Here is an 18,715-nt window from a genome sequence, read left to right as displayed (position 1 = left end):
ACCCGAAAATTTAGGTTTGATATGAATATTAACAAAAGTAGTATGGTTAAGTCGCTCAGACTTATCTCAACAGACAGGCAAAGAACAAATATACTTCGTGCGTGGGAACAAAAAACGATTGCTTACCTTGTGCAAAAGATACCCTCTTGGATATCATCTGACGGACTTACCGCTATCGGTTTTTTTGGAAACTTAATGGTTGCAACCAGTTTTGTTCTGGGGGCTTTTTACAGCAGATACTGGATGCTCCTATCCTTGTTAGGATTTATTGTAAACTGGTTTGGAGATTCGCTTGATGGCCGAATTGCCTATTATCGTAACAAGCCTCGTAAATGGTATGGATTCTCATTGGATGTTACTGTAGACTGGGTTGGAACAATACTTATAGGTACAGGTTTTATAATTTATGCTCCCGGTGTATGGAAACTAGCAGGATTCTTTTTTGTTGTACTGTATGGATGGGAAATGATTACAGCACAACTGCGATATAAGATTGGCGGACAATATTCTATTGACTCAGGAATCTTCGGACCAACCGAGGTGCGTATTGCAATAGGTTCAATTATTCTACTTGAAGTTTTTGTGCCCGGCACCATACAGTACCTGGCAACTGTTGCTTGTATATTCCTGTTAATATCAAATCTTGTTGAGTGGCGTAAACTTCTCAAGTTGGCTGATGAAAGGGATAAAGCTGACCGCATTTTAAAAGAGAAAGAGCGTAAAGCCATGCAAAAGGAGCATGCATAATTAAATAAAAATCTCTACCTTTGTGGAAAAATGAAGGTATGACTCACTCGATGACGGGATACGGCAAAGCAGTTGCAGAACTCCCCAATAAGAAAATTACAGTAGAAATTAAATCCTTAAACAGCAAGCAGTTTGATCTTTACATACGCATTCCAACTGTGTATAGAGTAAAAGAGATTGAACTGCGAAATACACTTTCCAGCATTCTGGAGAGAGGGAAAATAGACCTTACATTGAATGTGGAGGTTTTCTCTAAAGATGTATCATCGAAAATAGATTATAATGTACTAAATCAATATCGTGAAGAGATAGAACAAATATCTATTAATAATAATATTCCAGCACCTTCAGATTGGTTTTCGATACTATTACGTCTTCCTGATGTAATGAAACAGGACGTTGAAGAGCTTGATGATGAGGAATGGAAAGCAATTGAAAGAGCGGTAAAAGATGCTGCTAACGAGGTAATTGCATTCCGCAGACAAGAAGGTGTTATGCTGGAGAATCTTCTTACTCACAAAATCGGCAAAATACGAACGCTGTTATCAAAAATTGAGCCTTTCGAAGAGGAAAGGGTTGATAAAATTAAAAGCAGAATATATGAGGGTCTGAATCACCTGGAAGGATTTGAGATAGATAAAAACAGATTTGAACAGGAGATTATATACTACCTGGAGAAACTGGATATAAATGAAGAAAAAAGCCGTCTGGCTCATCATCTGGATTATTTTGATGAGACTCTGAAAGCAAATCAATCGCAGGGCAAAAAACTCGGGTTTATAGTTCAGGAAATAGGACGTGAAATAAATACACTCGGTTCCAAATCGAATCAATCTGATATGCAACGAATTGTAGTTCAGATGAAGGATGAACTTGAACAAATTAAAGAACAGATACTAAATATATTATAAATATATAATGGCTAGATTAATTATAATTTCAGCCCCTTCCGGAGCAGGTAAGTCAACTCTTGTGCGATATCTGCTGGCTCAGGGATTGAATATGCGCTTTTCCATCTCTGCTACAAGTCGTCTGCCACGAGGAGAAGAGAAGAATGGTGTTGAGTATTATTTTCTTTCACCCGAAGAGTTTAGAGAACGAATTAATAACGACGAATTCCTTGAGTATGAAGAGGTGTACCCAAACAGGTATTATGGAACACTCAAGAGTGAAGTAGATCGCATTCTTAAAGAGGGTTCTAATGTTATATTTGATGTGGATTGTGTAGGTGGGTTGAATATCAAAAAGATATATGGAGACCAGGCATTAAGCATTTTCATTATGCCTCCTTCTATAGAAGTTTTGAGAGAGAGACTTGAAAAGAGAGGAACCGATTCTCCTAAGGTTATTGAGGGCCGTCTTGCAAAGGCAGAATATGAAATTAGTTTTTCACCACTGTTTGATGTTACAATTTGCAATGATGACTATGAAAGAGCCAGAGCTGAGATTTTAAAAATAGTTACAGACTTTATTCAACAATAACTTTTTTTATTGCTATGAACCGTATAAGTTTAATTGTATTTTGCATCTTCTTCATATCTCCATTTTTACTGCTAGGTTATTCTGTTAATAAAGAGACTCATGTTTTTTTAGAAAAAGATGGACAACAGTTAAAGATGGATATTTACCAAAGTGATTCTCTGGCTTTACTTCCCAGACCTTGTATTGTATTTGTTTTTGGTGGTGGTTTTAAAGAAGGCACAAGAGACTATGAAAAATATTCTAACTTTTTTAATTACTTTGCAAACAAGGGTTTTGTTGTAGTTTCTATAGATTACCGACTGGGTATGAAAGATCAGTCAGCACCAGGATTGTTGAACTATAAGCCATTACAGAATGCAATTAGTCTTGCTGTTTCGGACCTCTACTCAGCGACTAACTTTCTTTTGGAGAATGCCGATGAACTTTATATAGATCCTTCATTAATAATTATAAGCGGATCAAGTGCCGGTGCTATTACAGTTCTTCAAGCTGATTATGAAGAGCGTGACAACCATTCATCTGCAGACATTTTACCGGAAGATTTTCACTATGCAGGAGTAATTTCATTTGCAGGAGGTATTTTTAGTACAGAAGGTTTACCATCATATACCCAAAAGCCAGCACCTACTCTATTCTTTCATGGAAGTGCAGACAGACTTGTTCCTTTTGATAAAAAAAGGTTGTTTCATATAGGTATGTTTGGGTCAAATTCACTGGTAAAGAGGTTTAAACAGGAACGCTACCCTTATATGTATTATAGAATTGAGGATATAGGGCATGAAGTATCTGAATCCCCTATGAATGAATTTCTACCTGAGATTGAGAAGTTTATAACAGATCTTATATTAGATCGAAAACAGCTAATGATTGATATTAGCTATAAGGATAAGATGAAAAAATCTAGATTTTCTGTGTCACCGGGAAATTTTTACAAATGATATGCAAAAGTTTCTGGAAAAATATCTGCTCCCTATTGCGATGTTTTTAGGGATTGCATTTCATAAACATCTCTCGGTATTCTCCCCTTTTCTTCCACTACTTTTAGCTATAATGCTGTTTATATCTTATTGTCGAATAGGTATAAATGATGTCAAATTAACAAAATTCCACTACATACTGCTTGCTATTCAATATATTGGCAGTGCAGTGATATATATTGCATTGCGACCAGTTAATGAAATTCTGGCGCAAGCAGTGATGATTTGTGTATTAACAGCAACGGCAACATCAGCTCCTGTTGTTGCTGGTTTACTTGGGGGAAGTATCTCGGTAACAGCTGCATACTCTATTATAAGCAATTTATCTGTTGCATTAATAGCACCACTGTTTCTTTCAATTGTAGGTGGTACACCTGAAAGCTTTAATCTTATATCTTCTTTCTGGCACATTTTTATTAGCGTAATTCCAATTCTTGTTGTACCATTTCTTTTAGCACTTTTACTTCAAAAGAGTGCACCTGTGATTCACAGAAGAATACAGAAGGCCCAGATTGTATCTTTCTATATATGGGCTGCAGCACTAACCATCGTAATTGGAAATGTAACACAATACGTTCAATTACAAGATGATGGCAACTATACTTTAGAGGTAGTAATTGCAGTAGCATCTATGATAACATGTCTTCTGCAGTTTTACTTTGGAAGACTTATCGGTAAAAAGTTTGGAAGAGTAGTGGCAGGGGGACAAGGTTTGGGGCAAAAAAATACTGTTCTTGCTATATGGCTTACTCAAACTTATCTTAATCCCCTGGCAACATTAGGACCGGGAACCTATGTTCTATGGCAAAACATAGTAAATTCATGGCAAATATGGAGGCATGCCAGATTGAAAGATAAAAAATAGATGCAATTGAAAATAGATCTTTTAATAGTTTAAATTAAGCAGTAATAGTCATACACCTGGTTAGAATTTTGACAGAATTTTATCCATTATATAATTAGTACGCTGTGCAGTAATACCGGTGCTTACAGGTCTATCACCCTTACCATTTAGATAATTAACAATACTCTGAATAAGATAGAATTGAATATTCTCGGGATTCTCTTCAAAGAACTCCTGCTCACACTCTGAGGTTTCTAATATAATTGGAGAAAAGTTGAAAGTGGAACATGTCAATTTGCCTTTGGTTCCTGTAATATAGATAAGATCTGATCTGGTATCTTTAGGTGCTATAAAACTCCAGCTACCACTACCTATTACTCCGGACTCGAATCTGAAAGATGCTACAACAGTATCTTCAACATCATAAAGTCCGGCAATATTACTTTTATAACCTTGTACATCTTTTATCTCGCCCAACAGATAATCAAGCAGGTCAAATTGATGTGACGCGAGATCATAAAAATAACCGGCTCCGGCTAGTTCTTTCTTAACTCTCCATGGTAAGTTCGCCCTATCAAAATCAGTAGCATATGGTGGTATAGAGAAACGGATCTGTACTGTAGATATATCACCAAGAAGACCATCATTGATAATCTGTTTGACTCTGTTGAAATAGGGCAAAGTTCTGCGATAATAAGCCACAAAGCATGGCACACCAGTTTCCTCTGAAACTCTGTTTATCTCGATGCACTCTTGAAAAGAAGCTGCCATGGGTTTTTCTATATACACTGGTTTACCTGCTCTCATTGCGGTTATTGCATATTCGGCATGAGACCCGGGAGGTGTAGCTACATATACAGCATTAACATCTGGATCATTTATTAAATCATGTGCGTTATTGTACCATCTGTTTATTCCATGACGTTTGGCATAATCTTCTGCTTTCACAGAATCTCTGCGCATGACAGCCACTACATCTGATTCTTCAACTTTTCTGAATACTGGTCCACTCTTCTTCTCTGTTACAGCTCCACAGCCAATAAATCCCCATTTAACCATATTACTATTATTGTTGATTAATTTAATTATTTAGACTCAAAACCATAAAATAATTCCTATAATTTATACAACGAGTAATTAATACTTTGTGGCAGTGTTTTCGAACACCTGATTATTTACATTGCACATTATATCTTTCTATGAATCAATGAATTTACTTCTCCTATTATAGGATAGGAAACCAAGAATTACTATTATTGTAAAAACTATCGCAATATACACAAAAACAGAAGAGGAAGTATCTGTTTGACCATATGAATGCATACCGCTCAAGAAGTAATTTACTCCTAAATAGGTCATTAAAACAGATGAAAATCCTAAGACAGATGTAAAATTAAACAACCAGTCACTATTCCATTTTTTAACAAGATGAAGATGAGTAACGACTGAGTACACTATAATAGTAATAAGTGCCCAGGTCTCTTTTGGGTCCCAGCCCCAGTATCTTCCCCATGATTCATTTGCCCAGACAGCTCCAAGGAATGTACCTATAGTCATGAGCGCAAGGCCTGTTAGCAGTGACATATTGTTTATCACGCTTAGCTCTTTTATTCTAAGAGCTATGAGAGAGCTATCTTTATTAAATGACATTATAATAATATTAGTGAGACCTAATAAAAAGCTAATACCAAAGAATCCATAAGCAGCAACTATAACTGCAACATGAAACATCAACCATGGAGAATTGAGTACTGGAACAAGTGTATTTATTTGTGGATCCATCCAGTTAAGTGATGAAACAAAAAGTATGACTCCACCAAATAGTGTAGCAAGAGAAAGTGTTAGTATATTCTTTCTTCCGAATATAAATCCTGCTAAGACAGTTGCCCACGCCACATATACCATAGTTTCATATGAATTGCTCCAAGGAGCATAACCTGATATATACCACCTCATGCCCATACCAAATAGATGATATATAAATATAGCAGCTATTCCAATTATCAAAATAGTACTTGCATATTGCAACCAGGTTTTTCTATTCATTAAACGGATAAATGCCAAAATCAATAGTAATCCGCCTAAGATAAAGTAGCCTAATTTAGAGTAATTAAATATATTAAGTCGGTTATATTTCAATTCTGCCTCAATTTTATTTGGTCTGATCAGTGAGGCTTTATCATTACTTAATTGATATTCTTTGATTGAATTAAGTATTTCATCAGGTTTGCTCCAATCATTTGATTGTAATGATAATCTTACCTCTGCAAGATAATTGTTGAATGAATCTGTTATAAAAACCGAGTCCTTAAATTCATAAACGGATAAATTATCTCCTAAATTATACCAAGTATGAGATGGATCTTCTGCATGTGGAAATATTCCCGGTATAATATGTGTAAATAATTGATAAAGTATATTTACCTTTTCATCCAGTTTAATCAGATCTTTTTCGGATTCATTCCGTTTGTCTGCCGGCTGATTATAAATTTGTTGTAATTGATTTAACAAGCTATAACTCCCACCCTCATCAAAAAATTGATTATAAGACAGGTATGATTGATCACCAGAAATAATTTTTGCATGAGACCATTTTTCAGGGTTAACTAATAAACTTAACAGAAATTGATCTGAATTAAGATTATATATATTTGTTTCGTTATGAATTTTACGTAATATTTCTGATGAGAATGTATTCAATGGCATCACTCTACCGCGAAACTGAACAGGTAGTGCACCAAATTTTTCTGCATGTTCAACTGGAATTGCATTATCTTTTATTGATTCAATTATATCGATTGTATGTTTCGTTTCATTCCAATTATTCTGACTAAATCCATTTAGTGATATCAGAGACAATAAAAATACAAGTGTCAATTTATCTGCTCTGGCTCGTATATCTTTTAACTGTTCTCCTAATTTTCTAAATCTGGAACCGGGCATTAAAAACATAAGAATAAATCCTATCAATAATAAAATATAACCTGTATAAGTGATTGTTCGACCTGCTACATCCTTATTTACAGAAAGAACTGTTCCTAATTCATCTTTATCATATGAAGCCTGAAAGAAACGATATCCTTTGAGATCCAGCACATTATTCATAAATACAGATACTTCTCTAATATCATTATCTACATAAACCAGAAGAGTACTTTCATATGAGGAGGGACTATTTGAACCAGGATATCTATTTAATCTGAAATCTTTTAATTCTAAAACGAAGGGCAATTTTTCGGTTTTTACACCTTTGGAGGTATGCATCACCATCTGATCAGATTTTTCTCCTTCACGAATGTGAACCTGTCCTTCTTTCCCAAAAAGAAATGTAGTTAATGCTCCACCAAGAATTACTGTAAGTGATAGATGAATAATTATTAGCCCCCACCTTTTACTTTTTATATAGTTGCTGTTGAATAAAATAATCAAGAAATTAATTGCTAATAATAACTGCAAGAGTATAAAAAGCGGGGAGTAATAAATAAGCATCTTTGCAGCTTGTGTGCCCAACTGTTTCTCTACAATTGTTGCAGTTGCTAAACCAAATGAATAGATAAGCATCAAAACAATTGAACCTTTATAAGATGACAAAAATTTTAGAAATCGTTCCATGATGTGAATATAGGATAAATAAAATTACAGAATTTAAACATATAAAAAATGGGTGAAAGGAACTACTCTCCTCACCCATTTTTTATTGAAGGATTTTATAACATAATCAAGCTTCTTCCCATTGTTTTCTCAACAATTCAAGTGATGCAGGTACAACTACCTCACGCTCACCCTGGATTCCGCATTCATAACTTACATATTTGTTATATCCTATCATTTTCAGACCTCTGAAACCATCTACATAATTATCTGCTGCACCATCTTCACCAGGTACACTTCGACGCTCACGACTTGCTATATGTACGTGTTGCAAATAATCACCTGCAGATATAAAAGCTCCCATATCAGAAGTTTCTTCCCATGTCATGTGCCAAAAGTCTCCCAGACAAGTTACACCAGGGTTATTTATATCACGACAAATTGAGGCAGCATCAGCTACTTGACGTAGATAAAATGCTTCTCTGCGGTTTAAAGGCTCTAAAATTACAGTTGTTCCATGCTGTTGAGCAAAAGTTCCCATTTCATCAAACTGTTCACAAAGGAAATCACGCGTCTCCTGTGTGTGAGGCATTACAGGAACCTGACTATTAAAAGCAGGTACAATAATTACTCCTGTAGATTCAAACTCACCTGCGGCAATAATAAGTTCAGCCATTGTATCACGACAAAGTTTTCTAACTTCAGGATCAGTAGATAAAATAAATCCATCAAAGCCGGCACATACAGCACTTACTTTAATATTACGCCCCTTTAGAGCCTCTTTGTACTCCTGTTTTCTTTGAAGAAGAGGTTTACCATGTGGTTCAAATCCTACAACATTATGCTCTTCCATGAAATCAAACTTCTCTTGAAGTGTAGCCCCGGGAGCTGTACCCTCTTGAAAAGAGATATTCAACTGAGCCTTTCCGGCAATACTACCTGCCTTTGTTTCTGTTGAAGCAAATGTATTACATCCACCTATTGCCAGTGTTGCAGTACCAGCTATAGTAGTTTTTAGAAATTGTCTTCTGTCAAATGCCATAAGTTTTTATTTTTGTGCACTACCTGGAACGGGAACAGTAAATCCTGACATATCCATTTTGCCAATATTAATGTCAGCAGGAGTATAATTAAGTGGTGACGCTGTCATAGCATCCCATGTAACTACCTGACCTGTATATGCAGATTCGCGTCCCATGATAGCTGCAAGGTTAGAGATAGCTGTTTCGGAAGCCTGCTCTATTGGGCTATTGCCTCTGATACAGTTAATCAAATTAACATGTTCTAAAGTATATGGGTCGGTCTGTTTGTAATTTGCCTTTTCTGCATCCTCGTCATACTTCCATATAACGTTTCCTGCTAAGTCTTTAATTACATGTCCGCCATTGCTTGACCATGATCCTTTTGTTCCTTGTATAAATTCACTTACATTGTTTGCACAACCATCTATCTGACGGCACATACTGTGTAGGTGAATACCATTTTCCATTTCAAAGTCGATACTGAAGTTATCATACTGATCACCAGTAACTCGACGCTGACGTGAACCGAATCCTACTGCACTTACCGGTCTTAAGCCGGAGAACCATGTAAATACATCAATATTATGAACATGCTGTTCTACAATATGATCTCCTGATAACCATTTCCAGTTTACCCAGTCACGTACCATAAATTCGAAATCACTCCATTGAGGCTGACGTTCGCGGTACCATAACATATTTTGGTTCCAGTAAACAACTCCACCGGTAATTTCACCTATTGCACCATTCATTATCTGTTTGTATGATTCAACATAGCTACGCTGGTGATGTCTTTGTGTTCCGGTTACTACTCTAAGATTTTTGGCTTGTGCCTGCTTGGCTGCTGCTACAATTGTACGATATCCTGCTGCATCAACACAAATTGGCTTTTCAAGGAAACAGTGTTTGTTCTTTTCTACTGCATACTTAAAATGTTCAGCCCTGAAAAATGGAGGTGTACAATCGATCAGTACATCGATATCGCTGTCAATAACCTGCTTGTAAGCATCGAGACCGACAAAGCGTTTATCTGCGGGTATTTCTATATTTTTATCTGATTTTAATTTTTCAGCAAGACTATCTACTCTGTCTTGGAAAACATCACCTAAAGCTACTATTGTAACTCCATTTGCTGCATTTAAGAAGTTTATTGCCGCACCGGATCCACGTCCGCCACAACCTACTACTCCTGCTTTTAATTCTTTACCGTCTGTTGCAAGATCCGGTAATTCGGGTATGTAATAACTACCCGGTTCTCTCAATGGAGTTGCCGCTCCACCTTTTCCTTTATTTCCACCACTACAAGATGTTAGCAAACCGGCAGAACCTGTGCCAATTACACCTACTGCACCTGCTACAGCAGAAGTCTTCAGGAATGATCTTCTGGTTAAATTATTTTCTTTTTTCATCTGGATAAATATTATGTAAAAAATAAATAGTCAATTTTCAATGTGTATTAAAATTCCGGATCGCATACAACGCGAAATCCAATACCTTTAATATCAGAATACCACCATATGCTTTTTGGTTGCTGTGGATCTGTTCTCATCCAATCATCATGTTGTGTATGAAAACGTGATGCACTACGTACATCTGAGGCATCAAAACTATAATTTCCTCCTCTTACAACCCATTCTTCACCCTCGGTGACTATAGGATCCACAGTTTTGCCTGATCTCTTACTATATGCTTCAGGATCATACTTATCAGCTGTATATTCAAGTACATTACCCAACATGTTCTTTAATCCAAATGGATTAGGCAGAACTTCCGATGGCAGTTGTGTACGACCGTTACTGTTATTATCATATATTACGTATGAACTTATGCTGTCGGTCTTAGCTTTAAATACATTTCTCATGAACCCTTTATTTGAAAACTCTTTAGGATTACCTTTGAAAAAATAAGCTGTCTCAGTTCCACCCCTTGCGGCGTATTCCCACTCGGCTTCGGTTGGTAATCTATATTTCTTTCCGGTCTTTTCTGATAACCATTGACAATATGTTTCAGCAGCATAATGTGTCATAGTGATTGCAGGTCTGTCTCCTTGTCCCCAACCCTGATCTGGATATCCGAAAGGTGGTGTGGGACCTGAGATTGCATCAACACCCAATGCTTTTAGATTATTTTCATATACAACTTCCGGGGGAGTTCTTCCTTCACTCATTGTTTCTGCATAAAATGCCCAGTACTGATCCCAGGTAGTTTCTACTTCTGCCATAAAAAATGGACTTACTGTAACTTCGTGTTGAGGCGATTCATCAGGTTTTCTGAAGGGCTCTTTTTCTGGGCTTCCCATCATAAATGTTCCGCCTTCAATTGCTATCATATTAAAAGAGACTGCAGTACCAGGTATCTGTTCCCTGAAATTAGTGAAAGAATTAACTGGTGTAGATTCTTTAAAATAGAGACTTGTGTCAACAGCATATGATCCACCCATTCCCGGTATTCCAACCATCTGTCCATGGGCATAATTTGGATTATAATGACCCGCATCTAAGTGACAGCTTATACATTGCAGATCAAGCTTCTCTACATTGTCATCATAATAAAGATGTGCTGTTATTCCATCATCAGTTATACCTTCAGGAAAAAGGTTCTGGTGGCATTTCACACATGATTCATTGGGAATATATTTTATTGCATATTCCAATTCTGATTTTTGATCCCAATTAAAATCTGCACTATCCTTAGTAAGGTATCCCCATAAATCTCTTGCTCCCAACACCGCTTTAGCAGAATAATGTGCCCATGTATTATCTGAAGGAGGTAGATGACAGTCAACACAATTAACCGTAACACCACTTCCATTATTTACATGTACCGATAACTGCCAGCTTTCCTCTGCATGTGGGTGTACATGACACATCATACAGGATTCATTTGTTGAAAAATATACCGATGTCTGATATAAAGCTGCAACAAAAACTACTCCTATTATTATTCCTATTGATATTAGAAAACCTTTTCGCTGGTGAAATTTCTTTTTGGGTTTGTTGTTCCTCTCTGAAATTCTCGACATTGTTGTTTAAATGATATAAAAATATGATTAGTGCTTTCTTTTATATTGAAAGCATATGGCCCATAAAAGTACAAAAAAAATATAATAACAGAGAAAATAAATGTAAAAATTACATTTTGTAGTTCCAATCTCTCTGTATATACTTGTTTTTTCTAATCTCCTCTATTTTTTCAATCTCTTCTATTTGTAGATTGTTCAATTCATTTATATTGAAAAAAGACATAAGTCTCTCTTTAACAATCTCATAAAAACTTTTAACATCAGGAGCATTTCCATTACTCTTTAACAGATGTGTTTTAATGTTAATAACAGGACTAGGTACCGAAGCTGTTGCTTTTTTTACAGTGTTTTTTTGTTTGGAAGAAAGAACTCTTTGCAATACATTTAAATCTGTATCATATAAAAGTGTGCCGTGATGAAGCTCTCTACCACGAGAAATATGAGATGCTGTACCTGATATTTTATAACCATCAAGCCAGATATCTTTTCTTTTGCCTATTAAAGCTGGTATTCCTAATGAGTGAAGTGTATTTATTATTGGATTGAGGAACTTTGCACTCAAAGGTTCGTCTGTTTTATTTTGGATAAAGGAATAATTAATATTACCTCTATCATGATATACAGCTCCTCCTCCAGATAAGCGGCGAATAACAGTTATCTGGTTTTCAATACAAAAGTCTAAATCTACTTCGTTAATAACAGCTTGATTAGAACCAATTATTACACTAGAATCGTTGATGTATAGAAATACGAAGTCATCATATTTTTGACTGAAGAGATATTCTTCAGCAGCAAGATTGAATGATGGTATTGTAGAAGGTGAAACAACAATATTCATGTTTTGTGGCTACCTTTTTAATAGTTCTCTGGCTTTTTCAATAATTGTATCTCTGTTTTTCTCTTTATCTTCCTGCAACATACTTACATATATATCTGGTTCAACACCAAACTCTATGTGCTCTTTTTCAGCATTAAACATAGGTGAAGCAGAAAAACGAATTGACCATCCATTTGGGAGTTCGGATGAAAAAGGCAATCCACTTCCACCTCCTGTTTTATCTCCAATAATTGTTGACTGAGGAGCATATTTCATAATACTTACAAATTCATTGGTTGCACTATAACATCCTCTGTTGGTGAGTACGACAACAGGTTTTTGATATCTGACCCTATTTGAACTCTCAAGATACTTGGGATGAAGTTCTGAAAAATCATTATGACCCGGACCAATTTTATGAGAAATATAGCCAATAAGCGTTCTATCATTAAAGAAACGACTGGCTATTCTGTCAACATTGGTAAGATTACCTCCACCATTATTTCTCACATCAATTATCAATCCACTACAGATTGACATTTTCATCAGTATCTGATCCAAACTGGCATTACTAACATCATTTGAGAAATTACCATAATAAATGTAACCTACATTGTCTTCTAGAATTTTATACCACATACCTGAAGCCCTGCTGTATTCTGTCTCCTTTCCCAGGTATTGTTTTTGTATTTCTGAATCAAAATTTGCAGGATAATTTTCGTGCCATTCCCAATAACGAGTTACATCATGAGAAGCAGTTAAATTAACATGTCCATCTTTAAGTTCAGCAAGCATTTGACCCATAAGTTTAAATAATGCCTCATTATTCATATTGGGTGTAATACGTGAACTGTAATTTATATAGACTGCATCCCAGTTTATATTCTTGTACTCAAAAAAACAATAGTTCCTATCGATAATATTCCAAAGAGCATCAAAATTGCCCTTTGGATTATTATCGAATTGAAAACTTGATTCCATACAGTTCTGAAAAAATAAAAACTGCAGGATTAAAAGTGTGACATATTTCTTTTTAATTCTTAGCCGCACGGTATTTTATTAACTCTTCTTTCATGCCTGCCACCTTCAAATGGTGTATTAAGGAACACTTTAAGTATTTCTAATATCTCATCACTATCAAGGAATCTTCCAGGAAGCGATAATACATTAGCATTATTATGAGCACGAGCATAAAATGTTATCTCAGGGTTCCAGCAAAGAGCGGCTCTTATTCCCTGATGCTTATTCAATGTCATGTTTATACCGTTTCCCGTTCCACACATTGCAATACCAAATCTGCATTCGCCACTCTCAACTGCCAGTGCCAAAGGGTGAGCATAATCTGTATAATCTGTACTATCGGTAGAATAGGCTCCAAAATCCTTATATTTCAGGCCCATATCTTCCAACACCTTTATTATGTAGCTCTTGGCATTGAAACCTGCATGGTCTGATGCAAGTCCGATAGGTTTTTCCGAGTCATTAAAATCTGACATGATACCTAGTTATTTAATTTTTATGCTTCTTATGTTTACAAAATTTTAAGTACTTGTTCATAAACATTTTTACCTGTATATCCAAGTTTTTCATCCAATACAGTATATGGTGCGGAGAATCCAAAAGAGTTAAGTCCCCACACAGTACCATCAGCTCCTACTAATCCCTCTAATGTAACAGAAAGCCCAGCTGTTAGTCCGAATTTCTTTTTCCCTTTCGGTAATATTAAATCCTGATATTCTTGTGATTGAGAACGGAATAATCCTTCAGAAGGCACTGAAACAATTCTAACTTTTATTCCATCTTTACGAAGCAACTCTGCACCTTCCACCAGAGTTGACACTTCCGAACCTGAAGCTAATAAAATCACATCATAGTTATGATCATCTTCAACAATATAAGCTCCTCTTTCAGCTTTAAGTGCTTCGGTAAATCTAGACTCTGCAGCTGGAAGATCTTTAATATTTTGTCTCGAAAGTATCAAACCTGTTGGAGAATTATCATTCTCTAATGCTAACTTCCATGCAATGGTTGTTTCATGAACATCTGCAGGGCGAAGAACAAGCATAGAGTTTTTACCACTGTGATTTTGAAGTTTCTCCAGCAGACGAATCTGAGCTTCCTGTTCAACCGGCTGATGTGTTGGTCCATCTTCTCCAACTCTAAATGCATCATGTGTCCAGATAAATATTACCGGCGTTTCCATAAGTGCTGCTACACGGATTGACGGTTTCATATAATCAGAGAATGCGAAGAATGTACCACATGCCGCAATAACTCCTCCATGCAAACTCATACCAATACTAAGACACGACATTGTAAATTCTGATACACCAGCCTGAAGGAATGCTCCTGAAAAATCACCTTTCTTAAATGACTTTGTTTTCTTTAGGAAACCATCAGTTTTATCTGAGTTTGAGAGGTCTGCTGAAGCAACTATCATATTTTCAACCTTCTGTGCCAGTTCACTTAAGACTGCAGCTGAACCTGCCCTGGTAGCTGAATTAGGTTTTTGTTGGATAGCTTGCCAGTCGATCTCTGGAAGTTCTCGCGAGAACCACTTCCTTTTTTTCTCTACCAATTCTGGATTGGCTTTTGCCCATTCCTCAAATTTTGCTTGTTTTGCTGATACAATCTTCTTTAATTCCTGTTTTCTTTTATCATATAATGCTTGAGCTTCGGGAAATATCTCAAATGGGTTATCAGGATTCCCGCCGAGATTCTTAATTGTTTGATTAATATCAGCTCCTGCAGCAGTTAAAGGCTGACCATGTGTTGACACCTTACACTCAAAAGAAGAATTATCTGCAGCTAATGCACCTTTCCCCATAATAGTCTTACCAATTATCAGAGTAGGTTTTTCTTTCTCATCTTTTGCTTCAGTAAGTGCATTACGTATCTGCTCTACATCATTCCCATCAATCGTAATAACTTTCCAGTTCCAAGCTTCGTATTTTTTCGCAATATCTTCACTTGTAACTACATCTGTAGTTGTTGATAACTGAATTTCATTTGAATCATAAAACATTATTAGATTATCCAGTCCAAGATGGCCTGCAATTCGCCCAACACCTTGTGATACCTCTTCCTGAATCGTACCATCTGAAATAAAACTGTAGATAGTATGATCCATTATATCTCCAAGTCTAGCTTTTAAAAACTTTGCTGCGATTGCTGCTCCTGCACTAAAAGCATGTCCTTGTCCAAGTGGCCCAGATGTATTCTCAATTCCTCTCAAAACATCTCTCTCCGGGTGACCTGGGGTGGGACTACCCCACTGACGGAAGTTTTTCAGTTCTTCAATTGAAAACTTACCACTTAGACATAAAACAGAGTATAACATGGCTGACATATGGCCTGGATCAAGAAAGAATCTGTCTCTTGATTCCCAAGTTGGATTTTCAGGGTCATACTCTAGGAATTCCGTGAACAGTACATTTATAAAATCCGCGCCACCCATTGCACCACCTGGATGCCCTGATTTTGCCTTTTCTACCATTGATGCCGAAAGAATACGGATATTGTCGGCTGCCCTGTTCATTAATGCATTATCATTCATAAAAATCGATCAAATATTGTTATTCATTTATAGCAAATAGTTATTATACTATTCACATAAAAGTAGATTATTTACAAAGATAGTTATTTTTTAAATCTACCTACCCTATAGTTTGATATGTTTATACCTTCATTTGCCTTAAAACCTGACCTAATCGACAGATAAAATGATTAATTTTACACTCAGAATAAAGTTTGAAATTATGAATTGATTAATATTTGAGAATGATAATGAGTTTAAGTAATAACAAGATAAAATATATACGTTCACTTAAAGATAAAAAATTTAGAAATGAACATAACACCTTTGTTGCAGAAGGCACAAAACTAGTTTTTGATTTAATTAATAGTTGTGAATGTCAGCTTATTGTTGCACTTCCAGAGATTATTAACATTTATCCTGAGATAAATTCAATGTCAAAGGAGGTTATTATAGCTAGTCCGAATGAAATAAAGAAGGCAACATTTTTGAAAACACCTCCTACAATTATTGCTGTTTTCTATCAGAAAAAATCAAATATAAACAAAGATGATCTTAAGAACAAACTCTCATTAGTTCTTGATGGGGTTCAGGATCCAGGTAACATGGGTACTATAATACGCATTGCAGATTGGTTTGGGATAGAGCATGTTTTCTGCTCTGAGGATTGTGCTGACGTTTATAACCCTAAAACTGTACAGGCTACTATGGGATCAATTGCAAGGGTATCTGTCGTATACACAGATTTAAAAAAACTATTAGAAGAACTTTCAGATATACCTGTTTACGGTACATTATTAAATGGCAATAACATATATGATGAGAAACTAACAGAAAATGGATTAGTTATTATGGGAAGTGAAGGTAAAGGTATAAGTGCTGATATAATTAATTATATCGATAACAAGCTGTATATTCCCGAATATCCTTTAGGTGTTAGGTCTTCAGAATCACTTAATGTTGCTGTGGCAACCTCAATTATTTGCTCTGAATTCAGAAGAAGATCACTCTCAAAATAGAACAATAGCTAATAAAACAAAAAAATCACGTATTTACTTATACGTGATTACCTAAAACTAATCTTATGAGAATGAAAAATCTCCTCTTGGAGGATGTGGGTGGAAAACGGGGCTCGAACCCGCGACCTTCGGAACCACAATCCGACGCTCTAACCAACTGAGCTACAACCACCATTTGATTTTGTGAGTGCAAAGATACAAAATTTTTAAATATTACACACCTAAATAGACCAAATTTTCAAAAATAGTTTGCTGAAAATTATTAGTGACAAAAAATTACTATATTTGAAGTTGCTATTAAATAAAGAACAGTATAAATGGAGAACAAAAGAGTTAAACTATCCATATTGGGGATATCATTCAGTCAGGTTCAAGCTGGCGCATATGCCCTTATATTTTCTGAAGAAAATGGCATCCGTCGCTTGCCAATTGTAATTGGAACACCTGAGGCTCAATCAATTGCCATTGTGATGGAGGGGATAACTCCACCTAGACCTTTATCACATGATCTGATGTGTTCAATTTTTAAAAAGCTTAATATTAATCTAATTGAGGTAGTTATATACAAATTTGAAGAGGGTGCATTCTTTTCAGAACTGATACTTGAGAATGATGGTATAACATATAAGATTGACTCTCGCACTTCAGATGCTGTTGCATTGGCAATTAGAACAAACTCACCAATATATACAACGGAAGAAATAATGCAGAATATGGCAGTTGTCTTTGATGAACAGGCTTCGTCGGTTGAGGAAGATTATCCTAAGAAAGTAAAAGAAGACAGCGATGATGAAGAGTTATCCAGTCTTCGTCTCGAAGCTCTCAAACACCGTCTCACTGATGCTGTTAATGAGGAAAATTATGAATTGGCTACTAAACTGCGTGATGAGATAAACCGTAGGGAAAACATATCCTAAAATTAAAAAAGTACCGAAATTAAATAGTAATGTCTTTTAATCTATTTTATAGTCCAGACATAGATAACATCTCCCAGCTACCAGAATATGAATCGCAACATTGTGTGAAGGTTCTTCGCATGCGCTCCGGCGACAAATTAACTGTTACTGACGGTAAAGGCTTTTTTTATGACTGTGAATTGATTGATGCAAACTCAAAAGGCTGCACAATAAGTGTTCTAAATCGTTACGAAGTGCCAACTGGAAGAAATTTCAAACTTCATATTGCGTTTTCTCCAACTAAACAGATGGACAGGAACGAATGGTTTATTGAAAAAGCAACTGAGATTGGAATTGACAAATTCACACCAATATATTCTAATTTCTCCGAAAGAAAAGATATTAAGACAGAGAGATTAAAAAAAATTGCTATTTCAGCAATTAAACAGTCACAGCAAGCTTCATTACCTGAGATTGACATACAGGTAAGCTTCAATGATTTTATTTCAATGCAATTCAATTCAAAGAAGTATATTGCTCACTGCTATGATAAACCCAAAACACCATTAACCCAGTTATACAATAAAGGAGATGATGCTCTAATACTTATTGGTCCTGAAGGTGATTTTAGTGAAGAAGAGGTGGAATCTGCAATTAAAAATGGTTTTGAACCAATTAGTTTGGGAGAGACACGACTTCGTACCGAAACTGCATGCCTTGTTGCCATGCATACTATTCATGTTGTAAACAATCAATAAAATAT

At 35.9% G+C, this 18,715-nt stretch carries 17 protein-coding genes and 1 tRNA gene; 8 read left to right on the top strand and 10 right to left on the bottom strand.

Annotation, left to right across the window (positions count from 1 at the left end; genetic code table 11):
• Positions 1 to 21: 21 nt before the first annotated feature.
• Genes BN1354_RS02605 through BN1354_RS02585 form a run of 5 tightly spaced genes read left to right on the top strand, consistent with a single transcriptional unit; the run spans position 22 to position 4,071 of the window.
• Positions 22 to 747: a CDP-alcohol phosphatidyltransferase family protein gene (locus tag BN1354_RS02605; RefSeq protein WP_045089835.1), complete on the top strand. Its 726-nt coding sequence runs from the start codon at positions 22 to 24 to the stop codon at positions 745 to 747.
• Between the two features lie 38 nt (positions 748 to 785).
• On the top strand, positions 786 to 1,658 hold the full coding sequence (locus tag BN1354_RS02600; RefSeq protein ID WP_045089836.1) for a YicC/YloC family endoribonuclease: 873 nt from the start codon (positions 786 to 788) through the stop codon (positions 1,656 to 1,658).
• A gap of 7 nt (positions 1,659 to 1,665) precedes the next feature.
• Entirely contained in the window at positions 1,666 to 2,229 is a 564-nt protein-coding gene (gene gmk, locus BN1354_RS02595) for a guanylate kinase (RefSeq protein WP_045089837.1), read from the top strand.
• Positions 2,230 to 2,243: 14 nt separating this feature from the next.
• On the top strand, positions 2,244 to 3,167 hold the full coding sequence (locus tag BN1354_RS02590) for an alpha/beta hydrolase (RefSeq protein ID WP_053826150.1): 924 nt from the start codon (positions 2,244 to 2,246) through the stop codon (positions 3,165 to 3,167).
• A gap of 1 nt (position 3,168) precedes the next feature.
• Positions 3,169 to 4,071, top strand: a complete 903-nt coding sequence (locus tag BN1354_RS02585) for a bile acid:sodium symporter family protein (RefSeq protein WP_053826149.1) — start codon at positions 3,169 to 3,171, stop codon at positions 4,069 to 4,071.
• A 60-nt stretch (positions 4,072 to 4,131) separates the two neighbouring features.
• Here BN1354_RS02585 and BN1354_RS02580 read toward each other — a convergent pair whose 3' ends face one another.
• The 9 genes from BN1354_RS02580 to BN1354_RS02540 all read right to left on the bottom strand — a co-directional run bounded on the left by BN1354_RS02580 (position 4,132) and on the right by BN1354_RS02540 (position 16,058).
• Positions 4,132 to 5,109 carry a Gfo/Idh/MocA family protein gene (locus tag BN1354_RS02580; RefSeq protein ID WP_053826148.1) on the bottom strand — a complete coding sequence of 326 codons (978 nt, stop codon included), beginning with the start codon at positions 5,107 to 5,109 and terminating at the stop codon, positions 4,132 to 4,134.
• A gap of 138 nt (positions 5,110 to 5,247) precedes the next feature.
• The gene (gene ccsA / locus BN1354_RS02575) at positions 5,248 to 7,662 is read right to left on the bottom strand and encodes a cytochrome c biogenesis protein CcsA (protein WP_053826147.1); all 2,415 of its coding nucleotides are present in this window, start codon (positions 7,660 to 7,662) and stop codon (positions 5,248 to 5,250) included.
• A gap of 106 nt (positions 7,663 to 7,768) precedes the next feature.
• Entirely contained in the window at positions 7,769 to 8,683 is a 915-nt protein-coding gene (locus BN1354_RS02570) for a TIM barrel protein (RefSeq protein ID WP_045089841.1), read from the bottom strand.
• A gap of 6 nt (positions 8,684 to 8,689) precedes the next feature.
• The gene (locus BN1354_RS02565) at positions 8,690 to 10,072 is read right to left on the bottom strand and encodes a Gfo/Idh/MocA family oxidoreductase (RefSeq protein ID WP_045089842.1); all 1,383 of its coding nucleotides are present in this window, start codon (positions 10,070 to 10,072) and stop codon (positions 8,690 to 8,692) included.
• 47 nt (positions 10,073 to 10,119) lie between these two features.
• Positions 10,120 to 11,685: an SUMF1/EgtB/PvdO family nonheme iron enzyme gene (locus BN1354_RS02560; RefSeq protein ID WP_045089843.1), complete on the bottom strand. Its 1,566-nt coding sequence runs from the start codon at positions 11,683 to 11,685 to the stop codon at positions 10,120 to 10,122.
• 109 nt (positions 11,686 to 11,794) lie between these two features.
• Positions 11,795 to 12,523 carry a lipoate--protein ligase family protein gene (locus BN1354_RS02555; RefSeq protein WP_045089844.1) on the bottom strand — a complete coding sequence of 243 codons (729 nt, stop codon included), beginning with the start codon at positions 12,521 to 12,523 and terminating at the stop codon, positions 11,795 to 11,797.
• A gap of 9 nt (positions 12,524 to 12,532) precedes the next feature.
• Positions 12,533 to 13,483: a S41 family peptidase gene (locus BN1354_RS02550; RefSeq protein WP_082331521.1), complete on the bottom strand. Its 951-nt coding sequence runs from the start codon at positions 13,481 to 13,483 to the stop codon at positions 12,533 to 12,535.
• A gap of 59 nt (positions 13,484 to 13,542) precedes the next feature.
• Positions 13,543 to 13,998: an RpiB/LacA/LacB family sugar-phosphate isomerase gene (locus tag BN1354_RS02545; protein WP_053826146.1), complete on the bottom strand. Its 456-nt coding sequence runs from the start codon at positions 13,996 to 13,998 to the stop codon at positions 13,543 to 13,545.
• Positions 13,999 to 14,033: 35 nt separating this feature from the next.
• Entirely contained in the window at positions 14,034 to 16,058 is a 2,025-nt protein-coding gene (locus tag BN1354_RS02540; protein WP_045089846.1) for a transketolase family protein, read from the bottom strand.
• Positions 16,059 to 16,288: 230 nt separating this feature from the next.
• On the opposite strand from BN1354_RS02540, the gene BN1354_RS02535 reads away from it, so the two are divergent.
• Positions 16,289 to 17,056, top strand: a complete 768-nt coding sequence (locus BN1354_RS02535) for a TrmH family RNA methyltransferase (RefSeq protein WP_045090921.1) — start codon at positions 16,289 to 16,291, stop codon at positions 17,054 to 17,056.
• A 97-nt stretch (positions 17,057 to 17,153) separates the two neighbouring features.
• Here the strand turns inward: BN1354_RS02535 and BN1354_RS02530 are convergent.
• Positions 17,154 to 17,229 (bottom strand) — tRNA-His (locus BN1354_RS02530).
• A 144-nt stretch (positions 17,230 to 17,373) separates the two neighbouring features.
• Between BN1354_RS02530 and BN1354_RS02525 the strand changes: the two genes are divergently transcribed.
• Positions 17,374 to 17,973 (top strand): bifunctional nuclease family protein, encoded by a 600-nt coding sequence (locus BN1354_RS02525; protein WP_045089847.1) that lies wholly within the window; start codon positions 17,374 to 17,376, stop codon positions 17,971 to 17,973.
• Positions 17,974 to 18,002: 29 nt separating this feature from the next.
• Positions 18,003 to 18,710 (top strand): 16S rRNA (uracil(1498)-N(3))-methyltransferase, encoded by a 708-nt coding sequence (locus BN1354_RS02520; protein ID WP_045089848.1) that lies wholly within the window; start codon positions 18,003 to 18,005, stop codon positions 18,708 to 18,710.
• Positions 18,711 to 18,715 lie beyond the last annotated feature (5 nt).

Source organism: Lascolabacillus massiliensis (assembly GCF_001282625.1).
Taxonomy (GTDB): domain Bacteria; phylum Bacteroidota; class Bacteroidia; order Bacteroidales; family Dysgonomonadaceae; genus Proteiniphilum; species Proteiniphilum massiliensis.
The sequence above is the reverse complement of the archived record's forward strand: the minus strand, read 5'-3'. Positions and strand labels throughout refer to the sequence as shown.

Coding starts and splice junctions, on each gene's coding strand:
- BN1354_RS02605 (WP_045089835.1), top strand. CDS start 22: ATGAATATTAACAAAAGTAGTATGGTTAAGTCGCTCAGACTTATCTCA.
- BN1354_RS02600 (WP_045089836.1), top strand. CDS start 786: ATGACTCACTCGATGACGGGATACGGCAAAGCAGTTGCAGAACTCCCC.
- gmk (WP_045089837.1), top strand. CDS start 1,666: ATGGCTAGATTAATTATAATTTCAGCCCCTTCCGGAGCAGGTAAGTCA.
- BN1354_RS02590 (WP_053826150.1), top strand. CDS start 2,244: ATGAACCGTATAAGTTTAATTGTATTTTGCATCTTCTTCATATCTCCA.
- BN1354_RS02585 (WP_053826149.1), top strand. CDS start 3,169: ATGCAAAAGTTTCTGGAAAAATATCTGCTCCCTATTGCGATGTTTTTA.
- BN1354_RS02580 (WP_053826148.1), bottom strand. CDS start 5,109: ATGGTTAAATGGGGATTTATTGGCTGTGGAGCTGTAACAGAGAAGAAG.
- ccsA (WP_053826147.1), bottom strand. CDS start 7,662: ATGGAACGATTTCTAAAATTTTTGTCATCTTATAAAGGTTCAATTGTT.
- BN1354_RS02570 (WP_045089841.1), bottom strand. CDS start 8,683: ATGGCATTTGACAGAAGACAATTTCTAAAAACTACTATAGCTGGTACT.
- BN1354_RS02565 (WP_045089842.1), bottom strand. CDS start 10,072: ATGAAAAAAGAAAATAATTTAACCAGAAGATCATTCCTGAAGACTTCT.
- BN1354_RS02560 (WP_045089843.1), bottom strand. CDS start 11,685: ATGTCGAGAATTTCAGAGAGGAACAACAAACCCAAAAAGAAATTTCAC.
- BN1354_RS02555 (WP_045089844.1), bottom strand. CDS start 12,523: ATGAATATTGTTGTTTCACCTTCTACAATACCATCATTCAATCTTGCT.
- BN1354_RS02550 (WP_082331521.1), bottom strand. CDS start 13,483: ATGGAATCAAGTTTTCAATTCGATAATAATCCAAAGGGCAATTTTGAT.
- BN1354_RS02545 (WP_053826146.1), bottom strand. CDS start 13,998: ATGTCAGATTTTAATGACTCGGAAAAACCTATCGGACTTGCATCAGAC.
- BN1354_RS02540 (WP_045089846.1), bottom strand. CDS start 16,058: ATGAATGATAATGCATTAATGAACAGGGCAGCCGACAATATCCGTATT.
- BN1354_RS02535 (WP_045090921.1), top strand. CDS start 16,289: ATGAGTTTAAGTAATAACAAGATAAAATATATACGTTCACTTAAAGAT.
- BN1354_RS02525 (WP_045089847.1), top strand. CDS start 17,374: ATGGAGAACAAAAGAGTTAAACTATCCATATTGGGGATATCATTCAGT.
- BN1354_RS02520 (WP_045089848.1), top strand. CDS start 18,003: ATGTCTTTTAATCTATTTTATAGTCCAGACATAGATAACATCTCCCAG.